The following is a 24,689-nucleotide window of genomic DNA, read 5'->3' on the forward strand; positions in this document are numbered from 1 at the left end:
TCAGCTCCGCGCCGTCGACGGCGACGCCGCCCGTTCCTGCGCCCCCGCGGCCGGGGCCGGAGCGGGCTCCGCCGGGTAGGGCAGGATCTGGCGGGGGCCGGCGAAGGGCCGGCCGTAGGCCTCCCACGCGACGCGTTCTCGCGGGTACCCCATCGAGACCTCCTCGAAGCGGACGCCGTCGTACCAGGTCGTGCGGGGAATGTGCAGGTGGCCGTAGACGACCGCCGCCGGGCGGAAACGCCGGTGCCAGTCGCCGGTGGCCGTCGTCCCGCACCACAGCGCGAACGTCGGGTAGCGCAGGATGTCGGTGGGTTCGCGGACGAGCGGCCAGTGGTTGACGAGCACGGTCGGCACGGCCGGGTCGAGGGCGGCCAGCCGCTCGGCGGTGTAGGCGACCCGGGCCCGGGACCAGGCGTCGATGGTGGGATGCGGATCGGGGTGCAGCAGCCACTCGTCGGTGCACACCACCCCGCTCTCCCGGGACAGGGCGAGGGCCTGCTCCTTCGTCGCGGTGCCCGCCGGGCGGAAGCTGTAGTCGTACAGGGCGAACAGGGGCGCGACGACCACCGGGCCGCCCTCGCCCGTCCACACCGGGAACGGATCCTCCGGCGTGACCACGCCGAGGCCGCGGGCGATCTCGACCAGGTGGCGGTACCGTTCGTCGCCGCGCAGCTGGAGCGGGTCGTGCTTCGGCGTCCACAGCTCATGGTTGCCGGGCACCCAGATCACCTTGGCGAAACGCTGGGTGAACAGCTGCCAGACCGCCTCGATCTCACCGGCGACCTCGGCCACGTCACCGGCCAGAATCAGCCAGTCCTCCGGCGAACCGGGCTCGATACCCTCGACAATCAGCCGGTTCTCCGAATAGCCGACATGAATATCACTGACGGCCATCAGCCGACCGGGCGGCGCAGGTGAATCCACGGGGGACACGTCGAAAAGCCTACCGGCGCAACGGGGCAGGTGTCCGGCCGACGGTCGAACCTCCGGTCGTCGCCCCCCCGACAACGCCGGCCCGACACCGCCCGCGGCACCCCCGGGCAGCGTGGATGTTCGTATCGGCCGGACATCGGGCATGCCGTCATGGATCATCGCCCCGGGCCGCCGGCCGGCCGCCGCGGGGACCGACCCGGAGTGGAGTGGATGATGGGTGACAGCTTCGGCACGGCGCTGCTCGTCGTCCTCGGTGTGCTGGTGGCCCTCGGCCTCGCGCTGGCGGTGGCCGCCCTCGTCGTCGTCCGCAGGTACGACCTACCGCTGCGCGGCACCGTGGCGACGCTGGCCAGCCTCGCCTACGTCGTCTCGCCGGTCGATGCGGTCCCCGAGATCCCGCTGGGGCCGATCGGGCTGGTCGACGATCTCATGGTGATCATTGCCGCGGTCGTGTACGTCCGCGGCCTGATCGCCGCCCGGCGCGACCTCGGCCAGGCGGGGCTCGACCACTCCGGCCACGCGCCCCGCGACCTGCCTCGCCAGCCGCCGCCGCGGCTGCCCCGCGGACGTCGCGGCATCCGCCGCTGACAGCGGAACATGCCCGGGGGCGCGTCTGTTGCCTCGGGTATGACCTCCGCCACGTTCGCGATCACCTGGGATTACCGCTGCCCGTTTGCGCGCAACGCGCACGAACACGTGCTTACCGGTCTCGCGGCCGGTGCCGACTGGAATGTCAGCTTCATCCCCTTCTCGCTGGGGCAGGCGCATGTCGAGGAGGGCCAGCCCAGCGTCTGGGAGAAGCCCGAGCAGGATTCCGGCATCCTCGCCCTACAGGCCGGCGTCGTGATCCGGGACGAATACCCCGACCTGTTCCCGGCGGCTCATCGCGCGTTGTTCGCGGCGCGCCACGACGAGGGCCGCCATCTCGAGGACCGCGCCGTGATCAGGGAGACGCTCACCGCCGTCGGGCTGCCCGCGGACGAGGTGCTCGCCCGGGTCGACGAGGGGGGGCTGGCCCGGGTCCAGGCCGAGCACGAGCGCTACGTCGCCTCCCACTCGGTCTGGGGCGTGCCCACCTTCATCGCCGACGACCAGGCGGTCTTCGTGCGGCTGATGAACCGGGCTCCGCTCGGTGCCGAGGCCGCACCGTCCGTTCGGGCGGTGGAACGCGTCGTCGACCAGCTCACCGGCTGGCCGGAGCTCAACGAGTTCAAGCACACCTCCATCCCCCGCTGACCTCCCCGCCGACATCTGCGCGGAGCCCGTCTTCGCGTCGGTGCCGTGCCGGGTGCCGTGCCGGGACGGTCGGGTCGCCCACGGGGCGTCTCGGCCGGGCCGGTCTCGGGGTTCAGACGTCGAGACCGTACCCGCGGGCGATCTGCGCCAGACCGGCGATGCCGCCCTCGCCGAGGGCGCGAAAATGCCAGCCGCCGCTGTCGCGGTGCAGCTCGCCGAACAGCATCGAGGTGTCCCGCGCGGCGGTGCTCGACAGGTCGTAGCGCACCAGCTCGTCGCCGGTGTCGGTGTTGACGACCCGGATGTACGCGCCGTGCACGTCACCGAAACTCTGGTGCCGGTAGTCGGCGTTGTGGATGCTCACCGGGAAAACGATGCGGGTGATCGCGCTGGACAACAGGTCGAGCCGCACGTCGATCTGCTCGTCGTCCCCCGCACCCTCGCCCGTGAGGTTGTCCCCGCGGTGCACGATCTCCCCACGCGGGCTGCTCAGATTGTTGTAGTAGACGAAATAGCTCAGGCTGGGCGCCCGGTCGTTCTCCTGCAGGGCGATGGCGCTCGCGTCGAGATCGAACTCCTCCCCGCCTGGACGATTGGGATCCCAGCCGAGACCGACCGTGATGTGTGTGAGGGTCTCGGTGGCTTCGGCAAGAGCGACGCTGCCGCCCTTGGCGAGATCAATGCCCACTGTTCTCCGTTTCCGCGGCTTTCGCCGATCGCACCGATCGCACCGGCCGGACCGGCCGGCGTCCGATCCACGTGATCAGCCAAGCACAGACGGGCGCCGCCGGGGAGCGCATCCGGCGATACTTCGCTGTCGTCGGGGAGACGGCCGCCGGCGCCCGCGGGCCGACCGCGGCGGACAGGTTCGGCGGCCGTGGTGTGAGCGCGGACGGTCGGTCACCGGATGGTGGTTTCCGGCCCTGCTCCGCGGTGATCCGACAGCCGTCGATCACCCTCTGACGGCCGTCGGTCTCCCTGCGCGTCGGATGGCTGCCGCCCGGCACCGGCGAGCCCGGCGTCGCGGGCGCGGCAGGGCCAGCATTGGCTAACGTCGGCAGACGTGGATCACCTACCACTGCTCGTCGGTTCCGGCGACATCGCCCGCGCCCTGGGCCTCACCCGTCAGGCCATCGATCACCGACTGCGGGTCGATCCGGCCGCGCCGAGCCCCGCCGCGGTCGTCAACCGCACCGCGACCTGGGGTGGTACTCGGATCTGGTGGCGGGAGGAGATCGACCGATGGCTGCGCCTCGAACCCGAACACTGGGAAGTGCACTGACGGGGACGTGTGCCGCAGGAAAGGATCCGCGTCGCCGGTTGACGGGAAGCGCCGCCGGTTGACGAAGAGCGCCGTCGGTTGACGGAGAGCAGAGAAGGCGCGGGGACGGGCCCCGGGCGGTGCGGGGTACGCGGAGTGGCGCCACCCCGAGTGATGGCGTGTTGAGGCATCATTGATACTTCCGTGTCGTGGGCATCGCCATCCGGGCGGTCGGCTGATAGCGTTTGGCGACACCGTCCGTCGGATGGCGGTGGGCCCGGGGGCGCGGTGATGGTAATCGAGTGTGCGCGATGAAGAGCTACTTCTTCGTCTCCTATGCCGCCAAAGAGGACCGTCGCTGGGTCCAGCGCTTTCACGCCGATCTGGAGTATGAGCTGGGCCGGCTCGTCGGCTCCGCGGTCGGCGGAATCCTCGATACCAGGCCGCGGCCCGGCATGGACGCGGACCTCGCCCTCGCGGCGGGGGCCGGCCGTATCCGCTCGATGGTCGCCCTCTGCTCCGATCCTTTTTTCAAGGACGGTTGGTGCGGACGCGAATGGGAGGTCTTCGGCGCCCGCGTCGAGAACTTCAGCAAGGCCGGTGCGACCAGGCTGGAGGACGGTTTCCTGCGGGTGTTGTGGCGGTCGACCCACGACCCGGTGCCGCCGGCGGCACGCCCCGCCCTCGCCGACGCCAGGCTCGGGCTGCCCGAGGTCTACGGCCAGCACGGACTGCTGTGGCTCATGCGCAACATGCTGCGCGGGCCCAGCGGCTACTACGCGTTCGTCCGACTGTTCGCGGCCCGGGTCATCGCCGCCCAGCAGATCGATCTCGACCCTCTGCCCGAGCTCGCGATCCGCGCCGCCGGCCCCGCCTTCGGCTCCCACGGTACCGACGGCTCCGGGCATGCCCCGAACGGCGCCTCCGCGGAACCCGCCGGCCGGCCGTCGGCCGGCGGGGTGCTCCGGCGGCAGGAGCCGCCGTCACCCGCGTGGGCCGCGGCTCCGCCCGCTTCCGATTCGCCTGCTTCGGCTGCCCGAGTGTCGGATCCGCCTGCCTCGGCTCCGCCTGCCTCGGCTCCGCCTGCCTCGGGTCCGCCTGCCTCGGCTCTGCCTGCCTCGGCTCCGCCTGCCTCGGCTCTGCCTGCCTCGGATCCGCCTGCTTCGGCTCCCCCCGCCTCGGATCCGCCTGCTTCGGCTCGCGGCCGTGGGGCACGAGACGCCGCCGCGGGCAATGGCGCTGCGGGCAATGGCGCTGCGGGCAATGGCGCTGCGGGCAATGGCGCCGCGGGGGACGGCGCTGGGGGAGCGGGTGCAGCGGGGGAGGGCGCGGAGCGCGGCGGCGGGGATCGGCGCGGCGGTGATCGGGGCGGGAGGGCTGATCGGCCACGGGCGGGCAGCGTCCCGGCGGGCGACGGTGGGGGCCGCGGGGCCGGGGCGTTCGTGACGGCGCCGGTGGACTCGGTGGAGGCGGCCCCGCGGCGGGTCGTCGTCAGCTATGTCGGGGCCGACCAGCAGTGGGCCGACTGGCTCGAGCAGCTCCTGCGCCGCGGCTGCCACGAGGTCCAGCAGGTGCGGTGGGCGCAGAACCGCGGCGAACGGCTCGCCGAGACCGTGGACCGCATCGCCCGGTGGGACCCGGAGATCACGGTCGTGCTGCTGTCAAGGCACTACCGTGCGCCCGTGCCCGAGGACCCCGGCACCACCGAGACCGAGGCCTGGGAGCGCCTCGGCCTGGAGGGGCCGCTGGCCCGCCGTGTCGTACGCGTCACCATCGACCCCCAGCCGTTGCCCGAGCCGCTGCGCACCCTCCGGACGCTGGACCTCAGCGGTCTGGAACCGGCGGTGGTCAACGAGCTCCTGATGGAGGTGCGGGCCGGGGGCGGCTGGTGAGTACCGTGCCCGCCTTCGGTCGCCCGGGCCGCCTGCCCGGGCAGTCCCCGCCCGTGTGGCGCAGCCGCCGGGAGAACGAGCTGTTCGCGGGCCGCGACGACGAGCTGGAACGCGTCTGGGACGGCCTGTGCCGGCACGGCCAGCTCGTCCTCGTCCCCGAGGGGAACCTGCCCGACATCGGGGAGACGGAACTTGCCGGGGAGTACCAGCACCGTTACAAGCTGCGCTACGACGTCGCCTGGTGGGTGGACTGCGGCCAGGGCGCCGACATCGCCGCCCAGCTCGACGAGCTCGCCGACCAGGCCCGCGCGCGGCTGGCCGACTGCGCCGCGGACGGCGCGCCGGTGCCCGGCGAGGGCTGGCTGCTCGTCCTGGCGGGGGCGGGCAGTCCCGAGGAGGTCGAGCCGTATCTGCCCGGCCGCGGCGCGCACTGCCTCATCGTCGCCGACCGGACGGCGGACTCCTGGCGGGAGCGGACGTTGGCCATCGGGCCGCTGCGCCGGCGCGAGTCGGTCATGCTGCTCACCAGCGCCGCGCCCATGGTCGATCCGGCCACCGCCGCCCGGCTCGGCGAGCTGCTCGGCCACCGGCCCGGGCTGCTGGCCGAGCTCGCCGGCTACCTGATCCGGGAGACGGCCGTGACCCCGGAGCTCTGCCAGCGTCTGCTCGAGATGGCGGCCGCCCGGCCGGCCCCGGCCGCCGTTGATTCACCGCCCCCTGCCTCCAGCGGCACCGAGCCCTCCGGCGGCACCGAGCCCACCGTCAGGGCCGGGCCGGCCGGAGAGGGAGGCCTGGCCGTCGGGGGTCGCCCGGTGGTCAGCAGCGAGCCGATGGGCCCTGACGGCGCCGTCGGCCGCTTCGGCGGCCGCCGTGCCGTCGGTGACCAAGGCGCCGCTGCCGGCTCCGGCGCCGCTGCCGGCTCCGGCGCCGCTGCCGGCTCCGGTGCCGCGGATCGTTCGGGTGCCGCGGACGGTCCCGCCGCCGTGGCCGCCAACCCGGCCGTCGGCGGCGGCGGCTCTGCGCACGCTGACGGCCCCGCGCACGCCCAGGCGACGGCCGCCCGGGAGGTCGACGCGTTGGTGGCGGCGCTGATGCGGGTGGAGTACATCGCCGATCCCGGTGGGTTCGAGCACTGGCTGGACGAGCTGACCCGACTGCTTGGGCGCGCCGTCGCGCTGACCTCGCCGTGGCTCGCCGTTCGGCTGACCACGCTGGTCACCGAGGCGGTTCGCGAGCCGGGTCGCGGGATGCTCGACGCGCTCGTCCAGTCGCTCGACCTGGTCGCCCCTCGAGACGATCGGGCGCTCTCCGTCGTCCGCCGGCTCGTCACCGAACTGGTCGCCCGGCGCGCCGGCGGGCCCGAGCCGGCCGCCGATGCGAGGGTCCGGGCACCCGCTCCCCCGTTCGTCTCCTGGCCGCTGGGCGACGGGGTCGCGCCGTCGGCACCGCCGCCGCCCCGCGGGCCGGCCGGCGCCGCCGCGTACTACTTCTTCACCAGCCACGCCCACCGCCATGACCGGGACCGCGTCGTCGCCTTCCACCGGGAACTGGAGGCGGAACTGCGACGCAAGGTCCGCCGGCGGGTCGAGCCGGCGGGATTCCTCGACGCCGAACGGATGGGTGGCGGGGAACACTGGCCGACCGCGTTGCGCGACGCGGTGCGGACCGCGCCGGTGCTGGTCGCCCTGTGGTGCGACGACTACTTCGAGAGCGACTGGTGCGGCCGGGAGTTCGGGGTCTTTCAGGAACGGATTCGCCGGGCGACCGCGCCGGGGGGAAAACCGCCGGCGGGCATCATCCCGGTGCCCTGGCTGGTGCGGGAGGCGGACGTGCCCAAGGCCGCGCAGGAGCTGCATCTCGCACGGATAGATCTTGGTCGGAAATACGACAACATGCCTGTCCTGGACCTGATGCGACACCCCGACGCGTTCGCGGAGTATGTGAGCCTGTTGGCCTACCGGGTCATGGACGTCGCTCGCGACGAACTACCACCGCTGGCGGCCGACGCGACCAAGCTCGTGCGTTCCCCGTTCCACCCCGAGTCGTGATGTACCGCACAGGATCGATGACCTGGCCGTCGGCGCGTCGCGGGTCGGGCACGGAATCCGGGACCGTCGAGGAAACAATGCGGTCCGGCCGGAGCTGGTCGCCGTGGATGTGAGAGGCACGGGTGTGATGGTGGGGCGGGCGCGCTGTCGTGGAATGCGACCCGAGGGGTGCTGGTGACCCCTTTCTTCCTCGTGCATCATGCCCTCGCCGGGGGCGACGGCAGCTATGTGCACCGTTTCGCCGGCGACGTGCAGGACGGCGTCTACGAGCGGCTCGGTCGCCGCGAGGCGTTCACGGGCCGGGTGGCCGGCGCGGAGGCGTCCGCGCCGGGCCTGCCGGGACGGTCGAACCCGCAGGTGCTGCTCTCGCCGGTGCTGGTGGCGCTGTACTCCGACGCGTACTTCTCCGACCCGCAGTGCCGGGTCGAGTGGTCGCTGTTCCGGGAGCGGCTGCGCTGGCACCAGCACTTCACCGGGCGCCGCTCGCCGGCGCTGATCGGCCTCCCGTGGTCCATCCGGGCGGTACCGCCCCCGGTGCCGATCCGGCAGACGGACATGATCGACGACGACTTCGGCGCCGAGTTCGCCGCGGGGGGAGCGCTGCGGCTGATCCGCGCCGCCCCCGCCTCACCCGGCTACCGGCACCTGGTCGAGGCCGTCGTCGAGTTGATCGCGCGAGCTCGGGTGGACGAGCCGCCGTCGCTGTCCGAACGCGACGCCGAGCTCGTCCGGCTCTCCGGGCGGACCGCCTGGGCGGGTGGGGCCGCCGCCGGGGATCCGCGGCGGCCCGCGTCACGCACGGCGATACGCCCCGCCGGGGAGCGCCGGTGGCGGATGGCCGATCCCGAGCACACCCGCCGGCCCATCCTGCGTCGAGCCGGCGTCGCGGAAAGGGGCGAGGACGATGACTGAGATCACCCCGACAGCCGAGGTGCAACCGACAGCCGGGGTCACCCCGACAGGCGGGCTCAACCCGACGGTCGAGGTCGCCGGGGGATCGGACCCCGCCGAGCGGCCGGCGCACATCGTCACCTTCTACTCGTACAAGGGCGGCGCCGGGCGCACGATGGCGGTGGCGAACGTCGCCTGGCTGCTCGCCTCGTCCGGCAAGCGGGTGCTCACCGTCGACTGGGACCTGGAATCCCCCGGCCTGCACCGCTACTTTCGGCCCTTCCTGCAGAACAAGGAGCTCGACAGCAGCGACGGCGTCACGGAGATGCTGGAGGGCTTCATCCGGGAGATCGACCGCCTGCAGAACGCCGGGCACCCGGGGCTGGAGCAGGCCGCGGCCCCGCCGGACGCGGCCGCCATCCGCGAGATCACCGCCCATTACAGCGACTTCCGGCACAATGTCGAGACGATCGAGTGGTCGGGTTTCCCCGCCGCCGGGCGCATCGACTTTCTCGGCCCGGGCCGGCAGACCGCCAAGAACGCCGTCGTCGCGGTGGCACTGCCGTGGCCGGCGTTCTTCGAGGACACCGACGGGCGGGCCTACTTTGCCGCGCTGCGTGACCGCATGCGCTTCGCCGGCTACGACTACGTGCTGATCGACAGCCGGACCGGAACCTCGGATGCCGCCGGCATCTGCACCCAGTTGCTACCGGACACCGTCGTGGTCGGCTTCGCGCTGAACAACCAGTCGATCGACGGCGGCGCCGCGGTGGTGCGCCAGATCCGCGGCGGCGAGCGGCCCATCCGCATTCTGCCCGTCCCGATGCGGGTGGAGGACACCGAACAGCGCAAGCAGGAGCTACGCCGCCGGGCGGCCTTCCAGGCGTTCCGTCCGGCGCTGAGCGACCTGTGCGGACCGGACCTCCAGGCGCAGCGGGCGCGTCTGATCGAGCTGGAGGTGCCCTACAAGGCCGCCTACGCCTACGAGGAGGTGCTCGCGACCTTCCTCGAGGACCCCGCGAGCCGGTCGGGTCTGCAGGCCGCCTATCGGGTGCTCGCCGGCGTGATCACCGGGGATGAGCCGCTGTCCACCCGGCCGGTGCCCGCCGAGGAGCGGGAACGGGTACTGCGCGCCTTCGAGCACTACGGGCCGCCCGCCCCGCGCTCCGTGGCCGTCTTCGGCGCGCCGGAGGACCGGCCGTGGGTCGACTGGCTGGTCTCCGTGCTCGTCCCGACCGGTGTGCGGGTTCGACCCGTGGCCCCGACCTCCGTCACCCAGGAGGACTTCCCCGCGGCCGACGCGCTGGTCGTCGTCGGCTCGCCGAACCTCGGACCGGACACGCCGGGAGAGGCGGCGCTGCGCGCGGTGGTGCGCTCCCGGGGACGTGACGGGGCGGCGCGGGCCGCGGCGAGCATCGTCCAGGTCGGCGTGACGCGGCTGGACGACGACTACGCCACCGCCGAGATCATCGGGCTGACGGCGCTCGCCGAGCGGGAGGCGGCGGTCGAGGTCCTCGAACGCCTGGCCCTGCCCGTCCCCGGGATCGGTCTCGGCGACCTCACCGCGGTCACCGCCCGCTATCCGACGCGCCGCCCGCGGGTCTGGACGATGCCGACGATGTTCAGCCAGCCGTTCATCGGCCGTCACGTCCTGCTCGACACCCTGCGCGACCGGTTGCTGCCCGGCGCTCGGGCCGCCGGGCCGACCGTGCTGGTCGGCGGCGACGGGATCGGCAAGAGCGCGGTCGCGGCCCAGTTCGCCCTTCGGTTCGGGGCGGACTACGACGTCGTCCACTGGATCCCCGCCGGGGAGGAGGCGTCCGTGCGGCGCTCCCTGGCCGACCTCGCCGTCCTGCTGCACCCGGACAGCGACGTGCCGCAGGCCCAGCGCTCCCCGTCGGAGCAGCTCGAACGGGTGGCACTGGACGCGCTGCGTCGCGGCGACCCGTCGGCGCGCTGGTTGCTGATCTACGACGGCGTGGGTGACCCGGCGTCGCTGGCCGGGCTGGTGCCGACGGCCACGTCGAACGGGCACGTGCTGATCACCTCGTCCGAGCCGGGGTGGCACGACCAGCCCGGCGCCCTGTGGGTGGAGCCGTTCACGCCCGAGGAGAGCCTGGCGTTCCTGCGCCAGTGGCTGCCCGCGGTCGACGGGGAACGGCTGGACCTGGTCGCCCAACGCCTCGATCACCGGCCGTCCGGTCTTCGCACGGCCGTGGGCCGGCTGCGCCAGCAGTGGCGCGGGGCGGAGATCGACGACCAGGCGGTCGACGCCTACCTGGCCCAGACCGTCGGCGCCACGGCCGAGACGACGACCTGGACGGTGTCCTTCGAGACGCTGCGGTCCGCGGCGAGTCCGGTGCGACGGGCCGCCGCCCGCCTGTTGGAGCTGTGCGCCTTCCTGTCCCCGCAGGGCGTCCCGCGCGGCCTGCTGGAGTCGCCGGTGATGCTGCGCTACCTCGCCGGGGAGGTCGGCGACGACACGATCGCCGACCCGACCGTGCTGCCCGAGCTCTGGGGGGAGATCCGCAGGCCCCGACTCGCCGAGGTCGACGCCGTGCCGGAGGGCCAGCTGCGGCTGGCGGCCCGCTGGCAGCTGCTGCTCGTCGAGCGGATGACCCCGGGCGCTCGGACGGCGGCGCGCGCGGCGGTGCTCGGGGTCTTCGCCGAGATCGCGCTGGCCGCCCCGCGGGCCGCCGACCCGGCAAGCTGGCCCATCTACCGGATGCTGGAGGAGCAGGTCCTGCCCTCCGGCGCGATCGACAGCCCGTCGCCCGCCGTGCGCCAGTGGCTGGTGTCCCAGGTGTATGCGATGTGGCGGTCGGGCCGGCTGGAACTCGGCCGGGACCTGGCCGAGCGCACCCTGGACCGCTGGCGGGAGCTGTTCGGGCCGGACGACCCGCCGACCCTGCGGATGGCCACCCACCTGGCGATGCTGCTGCGGGACCTCGGCCGGTTCCAGGCCGCCTACGACCTCAACACCGACACTCTCGCCCGCCAGCGCCAGCACCTGGGCGTCTACCACCGGCACACGCTGATCACCGCGATGAGCTACGGCATCGACAGCCGCGAGCTCGGACGGTACGCGATGGCGGCGGCCGAGGACAGCAGCACCCTGCTGGGATTCCGGGACACCCTCGGCGACAACCACCTCGACACCCTCATGGCCGCGAGCAACCTCGCGCTGTCGACGTTCCTGGCGGGCCGCGCCCGGGAGGCGCTGAACCTCAGCGTGGACACGATGGCGCGGCTGCGGCTGGTCGGCGCCGAGAACACCTCGCAGTTCTGGTGGTTGCAGGCGCGGGCGGGCATCTGCCAGCGCGAGCTCGGTGACCTGGAGCAGGCGGAGCGGCTGCTGCGGCAGGCCGCGACGAGCCTGGCCGACATCGAGGGGAGCACCACCCACCTGACGCTGCGCTGCAACAAGCACCTCGCGGTCGTCCTGCGCCTGCGCGGCAGCGCGGATGCCGCCGATCACCTGGCGGCGGAGACGCTGCGGCGCTACGTCGAGATCTACGGCGAGGCGGACCTGGGCACGATCGCCTGCCGCCTCAGCCGCGCGGGTCACCTGCACGCCCTCGGCGAGCATCACCGGGCCGTGGTCGAGGCCGAGTCGTGCCTGCGGGAATATCTCCGGCTGCACGGCGGCGAGCATCCGTTCACCAACATCTGCCGGTCCGATCTGTCGATTTACCTGCGCGCCGACGGACGCCCGGCCGAGGCGCTCGAACTCGCCGAGCAGGCCTATCTCGCGCTCGCCGACGAGCTCTATCTGCACCATCCGTTCGCCCTGGCCGCGGGGGTGAACCTCGCTGCCGCGCGGGTCGCGCTGGACGACGTCGAGGAGGCCGGCCGGCTGGCGGAGGAACTGCTGCAGGAGGCCGAGATGTCGCTCGATCGCCAGCATCCCCATCTGGCGACACTGCGTCATAACGTTGCGGTGCTGGCCGCCGGGAACGTGGCTGCCGGGAACGCGGCCGGCGGGCACGGTCACCGGGACATCGACATCGACATCTCCAGTGTCTGACCCGGTGCCCGCTTCGCATCGGACGCATGCGCCGGCCACCATCCGGCGGGTCCCGGCAGCCGGCAGAAGGAGGAGCTGATGGTGACTGTTCCCGACGACTCCCTTGAACCCCACATCTTCACCGCCCGGCACATCGGCGACGAATACAACGGCATCAGGCGCGAATTTCGCCGGGCGGTCGCGATCGCCGGTGCGCAGCACATCGGCTACTACGATCGCGGACTGCCGACGGTGGCGGCGGATCTGCTCGCCCATCCGGTTCTGACCGAGAACTTCCGTGGTGCCCGCACGGTGGAGCGGGCCCGCCGGGACTACGAGACGATCGGCCGCCAGCTCAACCATCGGATGACCGAACTGAATGCCGCGCTGTTCGGGGTGGGCGGCGGTCGCCTGATCAGGACGGTCTTCGCGGCGCCTGATCGGGCGGTGCTGTACTTCGACGTCGACGAGGGGCAGTACATCGTCGGCGTGAGTCTCACCGCGCAGGCGCTGGAGGCCGCCGACCTGGCGTTGTCGGCGGCGGCGGCGCGGATCCGGACGGCCCGGGGCCTCGCCGACCCCAACTACGGCGGGTACCACCAGGGCGGCTACTACCAGCCGCCGACGGAGCCGCTTGCAACGGGAGCGGTCGACGCCCGCCTGCGGGAGGCGGCCCGGGACGCGGCGGGGGACGCAGCCGGCGGAGAGGTCGGCGGAGAGAGCGGGGGAGAGCCCGGTGGATCGGCCGGGGGAGAGGCGCACGTCTTCGCCTCGCTGCCCCGGCCCTCGGTGCCGGTGTTCGCCAGTCCGTGGGCCACGCTGATCCACCGGCGCTGGTCGCCGCTGCGCGACGGCCGCGAGGAGCTGTTCCAGGCGCAGGCGGTGAACATTCTTCAGCCGGCCGACCTTCAGTACATCGCACTGGTGCGCGAGGGCCGCGTGAGCGCCGCGGACGTGCTGGACCACAGCGATCTGAACGAATTCTTCGTCGGTCCCGGACGGACCGCCCGGCGGGACGCCATCGAGCAGGTCGGCGCCGAGTTCCTGGTCCTCAGCGATCTGCTCGACGGGCTGCTGCGCTCGGTGCTCAACCGCCGCCTGACCCGCACCGTTCTCGATGTCGAGAAGGGCGCGCTGTATTTCCATCGGATCAGCCGGGACGAGGTTCTGCTCGGCGTCACCGTCGACCAGCGTCGGGTGGCCGACGCGGATCGGCGGTTCCAACTGCTCGTGCATAGATTCACCGCCGCCCGCGGGGAGTGACAATCGGTCTCGGCGCCGACGGGAACCCGTCGTTGGACGGGATCGCCGCAGATCCCACCGCGCTATTCTTCGTCGTGCAGGTTCCTGCGCCGCAGGACGCGCACCGGCGTGGTGGGAGGCTCCACCGATGGCACACGATCTGACCCCCCTGCCCGGCGGTCTGGTGGACCTCTGCGGGTTCGACATCGACCGGCTGGACGCGCTGTCCGGCCCGGTGTCCGGGGAATGGCTGCGTCAGGTCGCAGCCTGGGTCGGCCAGCCGGCCGCGCCGCTGCCGCCCGCCCTCGCCGTCGCGTTCAGCGGCTCGCTCACCACCGCCGGATACCAGCCCCGCAGCCGCCTGTACGGCGAGGTGTCGGACGGTGAGGTCCGGCGCGGGCGCGGTGTCGCCGAGCTGTCGCGTCCCGGCGACCCGGCCACGCTCCCGACCGACCCGCACTCGACCGGCCCGCACTCGACCAGTGCCCGCTCGGTGGCCGTGCGCCGGCGTCCTCCCCGTGGCCACGTCCCGCCGGCCGCCGCCGGGACGTGGACGGGATTCAGCGGCTCGCGGGCCGAGCCGCTGCCGCCCTCGGCTCGCCATCGTGTCACCTACGGTGACCTCGACGCGGTGGCGCGCGGGCGGGCCGGTCCCGCCGTGCTCACCGAGCTGCGCCGGGCCCAGATCAGCCGGCGGATGCTGCTGCTCTGGGCCGTCCTGCGCAGTGTGGGCGCCGCTGACCTCGACGCCGAGACGCGGGCCTGCCTGGCCACGGCGGTGCGGGTGCTCACCCGGGCCCAGCGGCGGGCGCCCGGGGAGGTGCACGCCCTGCTGCTGCATCCGACGGTCGGGATCTGGCTGGTGGACAGCCTGCGCCGGTGCTGGCGGGCGGCAGCCCGGGTCGACGCTGCTGGGGTCGACGCTGCTCGGGTCGACGGCGTCGGCGCGGCCGGCGTCGGCGGTCCGGGTTACCTCGACGGTCTGGGTTACCTCGGCGGGATCGCGGTCGCCGCCGCCCTGCGCGCCCGGCAGGCGTGCCAAGTGCCGGTCCGGATCGTCGACGGGCTGGTCGCCGTGCCGACCGTCGGCTGCGCCGTCGTGGAGGCGGCGGGCGGCTGGGCGCTCGCCGTCGTCACGCCGGCCGGCGCCGGGGACGACCGGCCGTCCACGCTGCGGGTGATGCTTCCCGACCGGTGCCTCGTGGTGCGTCCCGGCGATCCGTCCCCGCCGACCGGGGGCGCCTGGCTTCCGGCGCGCTCAGTGTTCGCCGCCGCCGGGGCCGGTCCTGCCGGCGGCTCCGGCGGCGTCGAGCTGTCGCTGGAGGACACCGACCCGTTCCGCGGCGGCGACGCCCTCCCGCTGCCCGCCGCGGCGCGCGGCGGTCCGGCCACGACGGCGCGCTGGCGGCGACTGACCGCCGCGGCCGGCGCCATCCTGGCCTCGACCGATGCCGGCCAGGCGGCCGAGGTCGCCGGCACCCTGCGCGCCCTGGTCCCGCTGCGCGAGGCGGCGGACCGACCGAGCAGCAGCGCCACGGTGACCGACGCCCTCGGAACCATCATGACCACTGCGCCGCCCGACCCGATGCGGCTTGCCGTCGCGTTCGTCCACGAGGCGGCGCACAGCCGGCTGGAGATGCTGGGCGACATCACGCCGCTGGTCCGGGCGGTCGAGGGCCCTCGGGTGCACTTCGCCCCCTGGCGTCCCGATCCCCGTCCGCTGGCCGCCGTCCTGCACGGCGCCTTCGCCTACTCCCGGATGGCCGCCTTCTGGGCGGCCCGCTGGGCGCGTCCGCGGCGCGCCGGCGATCTGCAGGCGGCCTACGAGCTCGCCTGGTGCCGCGGCGCCCTGCGCCTGGCGCTGCCGGTACTACGCGCGGCCGGTGGGCTCACCGCGGCCGGTGACCACCTGGTCGCCGCGATGGAGGCCGACTGTGACGTCTGGGACCGCGTCGAGTTGCCGCCCGCGCTGACCTGCGCCGCCCGGCGCGTGCTGCGCGACGTCTGCGTGGTCTGGCGGCTGCGCAACATGCGCCCGGACGCCGATCACATCGCCGGTTGGGCGCGGGACTGGCTGGCCGGCCGACCCTGCGGGCGCCCGGTGCCGCCGCGCGGCCGGGTGGAGTCCCCGCGCGAGCCGTATCCGGTGCACCGCCACGCCCGGCAACTGCTCACCGCTCTGGCTTTCGTCCCGCCCCGCCTCGGTGGGCCTGCGCCCTGCGCAGCCACGGCCGGGGATCTGGCGGCCGTCGCCGGTGACACCACCCGCGCGGCGGTTGAGTTCCGCCGGGAGCTGCGCGAGCGGCCGGGACGGGTGGAGTCCTTCGCCGGGCTGGCGCTGATCCACGCCGCCCGGGTCGGCGGCGGGCTGGAGCGACGGATCTGCCTCGACCATCCCGAGGCGGTGCTGGCGCTCGGCGAGCGGATCCGTGCCGTCACCGGGCGCACCCCCGACCTGCCCGTCCTCACGGCCTGGATCGCCGCCGGCCCCGCCGCGAACCCCGGTCGGCCGGTCGGGCGCATGGTCACCCGCGTGCAGCGAGTACCCGCCGCAGCCACCTGCTGACAGCGGCGAGGAGGTCCCTCACCGCGTCGCTGTCACGGACAGCGTCTGACCTATGGCCTTCTGCATCCCAATCTTCTACGGTTGGTAGAAGTCGAGGCTGAGGGGTGCGCGATGGCAGCGGACGCGACGCTGGATGTGCAGGATGAGGTGAACGTGCTGGATGTGCTGGTGGTCGGGTACGGGCCGGTCGGCGCGGTGCTGGCGGCGATGCTCGGCCGGCGAGGCCTGTCGGTCGGCGTCGTGGATCCGCAGAAGGAACCCTTCCCGCTGCCCCGGGCGGTGGGCCTCGACGAGGAGACGCTGCGGCTGCTGGTCGGGCTGCCCGGCCTGGCCGGCCTCCTCGACCGGGTGCACGCCAGCGGCCGCAGCGCCATCCTCGGGCCGAACCGGCGGGTGCTCATCGAGCTCGGCCTCGGGGACAGCGAGCTCGGCACCCCGGTCGCGGCGTTCTTCCACCAGCCGTCGTTCGAGCGTGACCTGCGCGCCGGCATCGCCACCCTGCCCGGCGTCACCGTGCACCTCGGCCGGTCGGTGACGGCGCTGCACCAGGACGGCGAGCCGGCGGCCGCGGGCGGCTCAGGCGGCTCAGGCGGCTCGGACGGCTCGGACGGCTCGGGCGCACCGGACGGCCCGGTCGTCGCGGAGCTGGACGACGGCAGCCGGCTGCGGGCCCGCTGGGTGGTCGGCTGTGACGGCGCCTCGAGCTCGGTGCGCGCCATGCTCGGCGTCGACTACGCCGGGTCGACCTTCACCCAGCCCTGGCTGGTCGTGGACGTCGAGACGCCGACGCCGCTGGCACACCTGCCGTACTTCTCGTTCGTCTGCGACCCGCGGCGCCCCGCGGTGACCATGCCGATGCCCGGCGGCCACCGCTGGGAGTGGATGCTGCTGCCCGGGGAGGACCCGGCGCGGATGGCGCAGGCCGACGGCGTCCGCGCGCTGCTGAGCGACTGGGTGGACCCGGACTCGGTGCGGGTCGTACGCACCGCCGTCTACACCTTCCACGCCCGCGCGGCAGCACGCTGGCGGGTCGGCCGGATCCTGCTCGCCGGGGACGCCGCGCACAGCATGCCGCCGTTCGCCGGCCAGGGCCTCGGCGCCGGGCTGCGCGACGCCGCCGCGCTGTCCTGGCGGCTCGCCGAGGTCGTCGGCGGGCTCGCCGGCGAGGACCTGCTCGACGACTACGAGCGTGAACGCCGCCCGCACGTCCAGGCGATGACGTCCGCGGCGCTGCGGGTCGGCCGAGTCGTGCAGACGACGAACCCGCGGCTGTCCCGACTCACCCGGTCCGTGCTGGTCACCCTCGACCACGCTCCCGGCCTGCGCCGTGCGCTGCGGGGCGGCGCGGCCCGACCGCGGCCGCGGCTGCCCCGCGGCGTCGCCGGCAGCCGTCCCGCCGCCGGACGGATCCTGCCGAACCCGCGGCTGCGCACCCTCGGCGGCCACATCGTCCGCCTCGACGACCTGCTCACCGACGCCTGGACCCTGATCGGCCACGGGATCGACCCGACCGCCGACATGGACCCCGCCGCGCGGGACTGGGTCGACCGGCGGGCCGCCACCGCGCTCACCGTCGTCGCCCCCGGCGGTCTGCGGGCCGTCAGCGACGTCTCCTGCCCGGCGGTCGAGGACCTCGACGGCACGCTGCTGCACGCGCTGCGCACCCGCCGCCCGCTGCCGATCGCCCTCGTCCGCCCCGACCGCTACTTCGCCGGCCTGGTGGCCGCCCCGTTGCTGGGTTCCGACCTGCTCGACCCCGCCGGCCACCTCCGACCCTGAGCCGATTCCGGTGTTGCGCGCAGTCGCGCCCCGCGACCGGTTCTGTGTGTCGGTTCCGGCTCCGCCGCCGGTGATCCGCGGTTCCGCGCAACCGCGTCGACCCGGGCCGGCGCCGACGTCCTGCGCTCACCTGCGGGGGCTTTGACTTGGAGTGCGCTCCAGGTCCTAGCGTGGACTCATGGCCACGCTCGAAGCACCCGCGACGACGTCCAGCCCGACCATCGCACCCCGACAGGCACCGCCCCGCCAGACACCGCCCCGCGAGGCATCGAACCGACAGGCATCGAACCGACAGGCATCGAACCGACAGGCACCGAACCGCCAGGCATCGAACCGCCAGGCGTCGGCGCGTCCGGCGTCGTCACCGCAGGCTCCGCTTCGCCAGGTGTCGCCGTGCGCGGTCCCGCCGAGATCCGAACCGGTGGGCGTCGTCGGGGTGGATGACCCGGTTCACGCCTCCTGCGGGGAGCCGGTGGTCGACCCGCTGGCGGGCGAGGACTGCGCCGGCACGCTGACGATCGCCGAGGCCGCCGCGGCCACCGGCGTCAGCACCCACACGCTGCGCTACTACGAACGCGCCGGGCTGATGCGGGATCCGGTCGCCCGGGCCACCTCCCAGCACCGGCGTTACTCCGCCGACGACATCCGCTGGGTGACGTTCCTGACCCGGTTGCGGATGACCGGCATGCCGATCCGGGAGATGGCCCGCTACGCCCGGCTGGCCGGCGCGGGCGAGGGTAACGAGGCCGACCGCCTGGCGCTGCTCACCGAGCATCGGCGCCGGGTGCTGGAGCGCCTCGACGAGGTCCAGCGCAACCTCGCCGCCATCGACAAGAAGATCGCCGTCTACCAGGAGAGGATCGACCGCTGATGCGCAGGGTCGCGTTGGGCAGCCAGGGGCTGGAGGTCTCCGTCCAGGGGCTGGGCTGCATGGGCATGTCCGAGTTCTACGGCGCCGGAGACGACGCCGAGTCCGTCGCCACGATCCACCGGGCGCTCGACCTCGGCGTCACGCTGCTGGACACCGCCGACATGTACGGTCCGCATCGCAACGAGGAGCTCGTCGGACGGGCGATCGCCGACCGGCGCGACGAGGTTGTGCTCGCGACCAAGTTCGGCATCGTCCGCGACCCGGCCGACCCCGCCGTCCGGGGCGTCAACGGCCGGCCGGAGTACGTCCGCTCGGCCTGCGACGCGTCGCTGCGCCGGCTCGGTGTCGACCACATCGACCTGTACTACCAGCACCGGGTCGATCCGTCGGTCCCGATCGAGGAGACCGTCGGCGCGATGGCCGAGCTCGTCGCCGCCGGGAAGGTGCGCTACCTCGGCCTGTCCGAGGCGGCGCCGACCACCATCCGGCGCGCCCACGCCGTCGCGCCGATCACCGCCCTGCAGACCGAGTTCTCGATCTGGTCGCGGGAGCCGGAGGCGGAGATCCTGCCGACGCTGCGCGAGCTCGGGATCGGGTTCATCGCCTACAGTCCGCTGGGACGGGGCTTCCTGACCGGCGCCTTCCGCTCGGCGGCGGACTTCGCCGCCGACGACTTCCGCCGGAACCTGCCGCGGATGAGTGGGGACAACCTGGCGGCGAACCTCGCGGTGCTCGCCGAGGTCGACGAGCTCGCCGCCGAGAAGGGTGTGACACCCGCGCAGCTCGCGCTGGCCTGGGTGCATCAGCAGGGCGACGACGTCGTGCCGATCCCGGGCACGAAGCGGCGTCGTTACCTGGAGGACAACGTCGCGGCGGCCGGGATCGCCCTCACCCCCGCCGAGGCGCAGCGGCTCGGCGCCGTCGGGTCGTCGGTGGCGGGCACTCGCTACCCCGACATGTCGTTGGTCAACGGCTAGCCAGCGCGCCGGGGGCCGGCCGGGCCGGCGCGGTGCGGGCGGCGGCACCGGCCGTGGCGGCCGTGGCTGCCGGCGTCGGGGGTGGCGTCGACACCGGGGGCCGGGCCGAGGCCAGGGGCTGGGGCGAGGCCAGCGGCTGGGGCGAGGCGGGGGCCTGGGGCAGGGGCGAGGCCGAGCAGACGCGATAGCCGATGCCGCGCACGGTGAGGATGTGGGTCGGGGCGGACGGATCCGCCTCCACCTTGCGGCGCAGCCGGCGGACGTGGACGTCGAGCATCCGCGCCCCGCCGAAGTAGTTGTAGCCCCAGATCCGTTCCAGCAGCTGCTTGCGGGTGACGGCCCGCCCGCCCGCCACGGCGAGCTCGCACAGCAGCCGGAACTCGGTGCGGGTCAGGTGCTGGTCCTCGCCGTGTCGGCTGACGACCCCCTCGGCCGGGCGGATCTGCAGGTCGCCAACGCTCAGCGCGCTGGCCGTCGCCTGCCCCGGATGAACGCGGCGCAGCAGGGCCCGCAGCCGCGCGAGCACCTCCGGGGTGACCGGGGGAGCGGTGACGTAGTCGTCGGCGCCGGCCTCCAGGGCCGCGATGACGCCGGCGGGGTCCAGCCGGTCGGCGACGACGACGAGGGGGACGTCGCCGGCGGCGCGCAGCCGGCGACAGAACTCCAGCCCGTCCATCGGAGCATCGGGTTCGGACGGATCACCGCCGGCCGGGCCGAACACCAGCTCGTCCAGCCACGGCACGTCGGAGGCCAGCGGCAGGCAGGTCAGCACGAGATGCGCGCCGCGCGCGGCCAGCAGGGCGAGGGCCTGCTCGCCGGTTGCGGCCGTGTCGATGCCGTAGCCCTCGCCGAGCAGGGCGGGCACCAGGTCGCGCCGCAGGGCGGCCTCGTTCCCCACCAGCAGAAGTGTCGTCCGCACCTTGGCTATTTTCCCGGATCCGGCCTGCTTGTCCCCTCCGGGGCCCGTCCGGACCAGGGCACCCGGGCCCCGTCCGTGCCGGGAAACCAGGGCTGACAGGGCCCTCGACTGCTCCCGTCATGCCATTCGGCACATCCGACCGGTGGCCGAACGGCCCCGGACGGGGGTACCGAAGGTCCGCCCGGCGCGGGCGGCCCGGCCCGGCCCGAACGGGTCAGGTCGGCCCGGCGCCCGCGGAGCCGTCCTCCAGGTCGCCCTCGGTGCGAAGGTAGAGCTCCTGCAGGGCGTCGAGGGTGGCCGGCTCGGGATGCTGCCACAGGCCCCGGGCGGCGGCCTCCAGCAGCCGTTCGGTGATGCCGTGCAGCGCCCAGGGGTTGGACTCGGTGAAGAACTTCTGGCTGTCGGCGTCGAGGGCGTAGGTCGCGGCGAGCCGCTCGTACATCCAGTCGGCGACCACGCCGGCGGTGGCGTCGTAGCCGAACAGGTAGTCGACGGTGGCGGCCATCTCGAACGCGCCCTTGTAGCCGTGGCGGCGCATCGCCGCCAGCCAGCGGGGGTTCACCACCCGGGCGCGGAAGACCCGGGAGGTCTCCTCGGTCAGCGTCCGGGTGCGCACGGCCTCGGGCCGGGTGCTGTCGCCGATGTAGGCGGCGGGGGCCCGGCCGGTCAGGGCCCGCACCGTCGCGACCATCCCGCCGTGGTACTGGAAGTAGTCGTCGGAGTCGGCGATGTCGTGCTCGCGGGTGTCGACGTTCTTCGCGGCCACCGCGATGCGCCGGTAGGCGGCCTCCATGTCCGCGCGGGCGGGGGCCCCGTCGACGCCGCGTCCGTAGGCGTAGCCGCCCCAGGTGGCGTAGACCTCGGCGAGGTCGGCGTCGTCGCGCCAGTTGCGGCTGTCGATCAGGGGCAGCAGGCCGGCGCCGTACGCCCCGGGCTTCGACCCGAAGATGCGCAGCGTCGCCCGCCGCTCGTCGCCGTGGGTCGCCAGGTCCGCGCGGGCGTGGGCGCGGACGTGGTTGTCCTCGTCGGGTTCGTCGAGGCCGGCGGCCATCCGCACCGCGTCGTCGAGCATCGCGACCACGTGCGGGAACGCGTCGCGGAAGAAGCCGCTGATGCGCACGGTCACGTCGATACGGGGACGGCCGAGCTCGGCCAGGCCGATCGGTTCCAGCCCGCTGACGCGGCGCGACGCGTCGTCCCAGACGGGCCGGATGCCGAGCAGGGCGAGGACCTCGGCGACGTCGTCGCCGGACGTGCGCATCGCGCTGGTGCCCCAGACGGACAGCCCGACGGACCGCGGCCAGTCGCCGGTGTCGGCCCGGTAGCGCTCCAGCAGCGACGTCGCCATCGCCTGGCCGGTCTCCCACGCCAACCGGCTGGGGACCGCCTTCGGGTCGACGGAGTAGAAGTTGCGGCCGGTGGGCAGCACGTTGACCAGGCCACGCAGGGGGGAGCCGCTGGGGCCGGCCGGGACGTAGCCGCCGTCGAGGGCGTGCAGGACGCTGGCGACCTCGTCGGTGGTCCGCGCGAGGCGCGGCACGATCTCGGTGGCGGCGAAGCGCAGCACCGCCCCGACCGCCTCCCGCCGCAGGTCCGCGGGCGGTTGCGGTTCCTCCCCGGCGCTTGCTGGCGCCGCCGGCAGGACGGCGCCGAGGACGGCGTCGAGGGCGGCGCCGACGGCGGCGGGCTCCCAGGCGCGGTCCTCCATCGCGGTGACCAGGGCGAGGGCGGTCCGTTCGGCGGCGTCGACGTCGACGCGGGCGGCGGTGTCGTCCTCGGCGAGGCCCAGGGCCTCGCGCAGCCCCGGCAGCGTCCGCTGGCCGCCCCACATCTGGCGGGCCCGCAGCATGGCGAGAACGAGGTTGATCCGCGCCTCGCCGGCCGGGGCGACGCCGAGCACGTGCAGGCCGTCGCGGATCTGCGCGTCCTTGACCTCGCACAGCCAGCCGTCGACGTGCAGCAGGAAGTCGTCGAACTCGGCGTCGTGCGGCCGGTCGGCGAGGCCCAGGTCGTGGTCGAGGCGGGCGGCCTGGATGAGGGTCCAGATCTGGGCGCGGATCGCCGGCAGCTTCGCCGGGTCCATCGCCGCGATCGAGGCGTGCTCGTCGAGGAGCTGCTCCAGGCGGGCCAGGTCGCCGTAGCTTTCGGCCCGCGCCATCGGCGGGACGAGATGGTCGACCAGGGTGGCGTGCGCCCGTCGCTTGGCCTGCGTGCCCTCGCCGGGGTCGTTGACGAGGAACGGGTAGATCAGCGGCAGGTCGCCGAGGGCCGCGTCCGTCGGGCAGGACGCGCTCATCCCCACCGTCTTGCCGGGCAGCCACTCCAGCGTCCCGTGCTTGCCGAGGTGGACGACGGCGTGCGCGCCGAACCCGCCGGCCGTCGCCGGGGCGGCCAGCCAGCGGTAGGCGGCCAGGTAGTGGTGGCTGGGCGCCAGGTCCGGGTCGTGGTAGATCGCCACCGGGTTCTCCCCGAAGCCGCGCGGCGGCTGGACCAGCAGCACGACGTTGCCGGCCCGCAGCGCGGCGAGGACGATCTCGCCGTCGGGGTCGCGGGTGCGGTCGACGTACAGCTCGCCTGGCGGCGGTCCCCAGTGCCGCTCGACGCCGGCCCGCAGGTCGGCGGGCAGCGTGTCGTACCAGGCCCGGTAGGCGGCCGCGGAGATCCGCACGGGGTTGCCGGCGAGCTGCGCCGCGGTGAGCCACGCCGGGTCCTGCCCGCCCGCGGCGATGATCGCGTGGATGAGGGCGTCGCCGTCCTGCGCGGCGACTCCCGGCAGGGCGTCCGGGCCGTCGGCGGGGCCGATGTCGTACCCGGCGGCGCGCATCTCGCGCAGCAGCCGCACGGTGCTCGCCGGGGTGTCGAGGCCCACCGCGTTGCCGATCCGGGAGTGCTTCGTCGGGTACGCCGACAGCATCAGCGCGACGCGGCGCCCGGCGGGCGCGACGTGCCGCAGCCGGCCGTGCGCCACCGCGATGCCGGCGACCCGGTCGGCTCGCTCGGGATCGGCGACGTAGCTGGTCAGCCCGTCGGGGTCGACCTCCTTGAAGGAGAACGGCACGGTGATCAGACGGCCGTCGAACTCGGGGATCGCGACCTGGGTGGCGGCGTCCAGCGGCGACAGCCCGTCGTCGGAGTCCGCCCACGCCGCCCGCCCGCCGGTCAGGCACAGCCCCTGCAGGATCGGGATGTCCAGCGCGGCCAGCGCCCCGACGTCCCACGCCTCGTCGTCCCCGCCGGCGGCCGCCCGGGCGGGCTGGCTGCCGCCCGCGGCGAGCACCGTGACGACGAGGGCGTCGGCCCGGCCGAGCGTGGCGAGCAGGTCCGGCTCGGCGGTGCGCAGCGACGCGCAGTGCACCGCCAGCGCCGTGCCGCCGGCCCGCTCGACCGCGGCGCACAGCTCCTCGACGAACGCCGTGTTGCCGGCGACGTGATGTGCCCGGTAGTACAACACCCCGATCACCGGGCCGGCCTGGCCGGCCGCGGACGGCCGAGCCGCGGCGGCGGGCCGGTCGAGCACGCCCCAGGCCGGGGTGGTGACCGGCGGGGCGAACCCGCCGCCGGTGAGCAGCAGGGTGTCGGCGAGGAAGCGGTGCAGCTCGCCGAGGTTGGCCGGCCCGCCCTCGGCGAGGTAGGCATGCGCCTCGGCGCAGATCCCCGCCGGCACCGTGGAGATGGCCATGAGCTCCGCGTCCGGGGCCCGCTCGCCGCCGAGGACGACCACCGGCCGCGGCCCGGCGAGCAGCCTGGCCAGGCCCTCCTCCCACATCCGCCGCCCGCCGAGGATGCGCACGACGACCACGTCGACGCCGTCGGTCAGCGCGTCGAGGGCGGTGGCGCCGGCGGCGTCGGTGACGTCGAGACGGGCCGGGTTGCCGAGCCGGTAGCGGGCGCCGCTCGCCCGCGCGGAGAGCAGGTCGGTGTCCGACGTCGACAGCAGCAGGACGACGGCGTCGAACTCGCCCTCGGCGGACCCGCCCGCGGCGGTGGACTCGGACGGCGTGCTGGACGCAGAGGTCACGGTGCTGCCTTTCCCGGGCTTCCTCGCCGTGTGCCGCTCGTGGGTGCCTC

General features: G+C 74.3%; 16 protein-coding genes. 12 read left to right on the forward strand and 4 right to left on the reverse strand.

Annotated features, from left to right (window positions below):
- Positions 1-933 (reverse strand): metallophosphoesterase family protein, encoded by a 933-nt coding sequence (locus FRAAL_RS10115; RefSeq protein WP_063822625.1) that lies wholly within the window; start codon positions 931-933, stop codon positions 1-3.
- A gap of 210 nt (positions 934-1,143) precedes the next feature.
- Between FRAAL_RS10115 and FRAAL_RS10120 the strand changes: the two genes are divergently transcribed.
- Positions 1,144-1,521: a YkvA family protein gene (locus tag FRAAL_RS10120; RefSeq protein ID WP_063822693.1), complete on the forward strand. Its 378-nt coding sequence runs from the start codon at positions 1,144-1,146 to the stop codon at positions 1,519-1,521.
- A gap of 39 nt (positions 1,522-1,560) precedes the next feature.
- Complete coding sequence (locus FRAAL_RS10125) at positions 1,561-2,169, forward strand: DsbA family protein (protein ID WP_041939104.1); 609 nt, start codon at positions 1,561-1,563, stop codon at positions 2,167-2,169.
- A gap of 112 nt (positions 2,170-2,281) precedes the next feature.
- On the opposite strand, the gene FRAAL_RS10130 is transcribed toward FRAAL_RS10125, so the two are convergent.
- Positions 2,282-2,857 carry a TerD family protein gene (locus tag FRAAL_RS10130; RefSeq protein WP_011603480.1) on the reverse strand — a complete coding sequence of 192 codons (576 nt, stop codon included), beginning with the start codon at positions 2,855-2,857 and terminating at the stop codon, positions 2,282-2,284.
- Positions 2,858-3,232: 375 nt separating this feature from the next.
- Here FRAAL_RS10130 and FRAAL_RS10140 point away from each other — a divergent pair, with 375 nt between their 5' ends.
- The 10 genes from FRAAL_RS10140 to FRAAL_RS10185 all read left to right on the forward strand — a co-directional run bounded on the left by FRAAL_RS10140 (position 3,233) and on the right by FRAAL_RS10185 (position 19,702).
- The gene (locus tag FRAAL_RS10140) at positions 3,233-3,451 is read left to right on the forward strand and encodes a hypothetical protein (protein WP_011603482.1); all 219 of its coding nucleotides are present in this window, start codon (positions 3,233-3,235) and stop codon (positions 3,449-3,451) included.
- Positions 3,452-3,741: 290 nt separating this feature from the next.
- Complete coding sequence (locus FRAAL_RS10145) at positions 3,742-5,322, forward strand: toll/interleukin-1 receptor domain-containing protein (protein WP_041939105.1); 1,581 nt, start codon at positions 3,742-3,744, stop codon at positions 5,320-5,322.
- Positions 5,319-7,370 carry a TIR domain-containing protein gene (locus tag FRAAL_RS10150; protein WP_157892032.1) on the forward strand — a complete coding sequence of 684 codons (2,052 nt, stop codon included), beginning with the start codon at positions 5,319-5,321 and terminating at the stop codon, positions 7,368-7,370. Before FRAAL_RS10145 ends, FRAAL_RS10150 begins: the two co-directional genes overlap by 4 nt.
- A 174-nt stretch (positions 7,371-7,544) precedes the next feature.
- Positions 7,545-8,282 carry a hypothetical protein gene (locus tag FRAAL_RS10155; protein WP_041940359.1) on the forward strand — a complete coding sequence of 246 codons (738 nt, stop codon included), beginning with the start codon at positions 7,545-7,547 and terminating at the stop codon, positions 8,280-8,282.
- On the forward strand, positions 8,275-12,288 hold the full coding sequence (fxsT, locus tag FRAAL_RS10160; protein WP_011603486.1) for an FxSxx-COOH system tetratricopeptide repeat protein: 4,014 nt from the start codon (positions 8,275-8,277) through the stop codon (positions 12,286-12,288). The genes FRAAL_RS10155 and fxsT overlap by 8 nt, the downstream gene beginning before the upstream one ends.
- Positions 12,289-12,366: 78 nt before the next feature.
- Complete coding sequence (locus FRAAL_RS10165; RefSeq protein ID WP_011603487.1) at positions 12,367-13,530, forward strand: hypothetical protein; 1,164 nt, start codon at positions 12,367-12,369, stop codon at positions 13,528-13,530.
- A gap of 127 nt (positions 13,531-13,657) precedes the next feature.
- A complete protein-coding gene (locus tag FRAAL_RS10170; protein ID WP_011603488.1) occupies positions 13,658-16,075 on the forward strand; it encodes an HEXXH motif domain-containing protein in 2,418 nt (805 codons plus the stop codon).
- Between the two features lie 207 nt (positions 16,076-16,282).
- Entirely contained in the window at positions 16,283-17,854 is a 1,572-nt protein-coding gene (locus FRAAL_RS10175; RefSeq protein ID WP_372667025.1) for an FAD-dependent monooxygenase, read from the forward strand.
- A gap of 436 nt (positions 17,855-18,290) precedes the next feature.
- Complete coding sequence (locus FRAAL_RS10180; RefSeq protein WP_011603491.1) at positions 18,291-18,725, forward strand: MerR family transcriptional regulator; 435 nt, start codon at positions 18,291-18,293, stop codon at positions 18,723-18,725.
- Entirely contained in the window at positions 18,725-19,702 is a 978-nt protein-coding gene (locus FRAAL_RS10185) for an aldo/keto reductase (protein WP_011603492.1), read from the forward strand. Before FRAAL_RS10180 ends, FRAAL_RS10185 begins: the two co-directional genes overlap by 1 nt.
- On the opposite strand, the gene FRAAL_RS10190 is transcribed toward FRAAL_RS10185, so the two are convergent.
- The gene (locus FRAAL_RS10190; RefSeq protein ID WP_011603493.1) at positions 19,692-20,621 is read right to left on the reverse strand and encodes a response regulator transcription factor; all 930 of its coding nucleotides are present in this window, start codon (positions 20,619-20,621) and stop codon (positions 19,692-19,694) included. The genes FRAAL_RS10185 and FRAAL_RS10190 overlap by 11 nt on opposite strands.
- A gap of 214 nt (positions 20,622-20,835) precedes the next feature.
- Positions 20,836-24,639: a cobaltochelatase subunit CobN gene (cobN, locus tag FRAAL_RS10195; protein ID WP_011603494.1), complete on the reverse strand. Its 3,804-nt coding sequence runs from the start codon at positions 24,637-24,639 to the stop codon at positions 20,836-20,838.
- Between the last annotated feature and the right edge of the window lie 50 nt (positions 24,640-24,689).

Source organism: Frankia alni ACN14a, from assembly GCF_000058485.1.
GTDB classification, from domain to species: Bacteria; Actinomycetota; Actinomycetes; order Frankiales; family Frankiaceae; genus Frankia; species Frankia alni.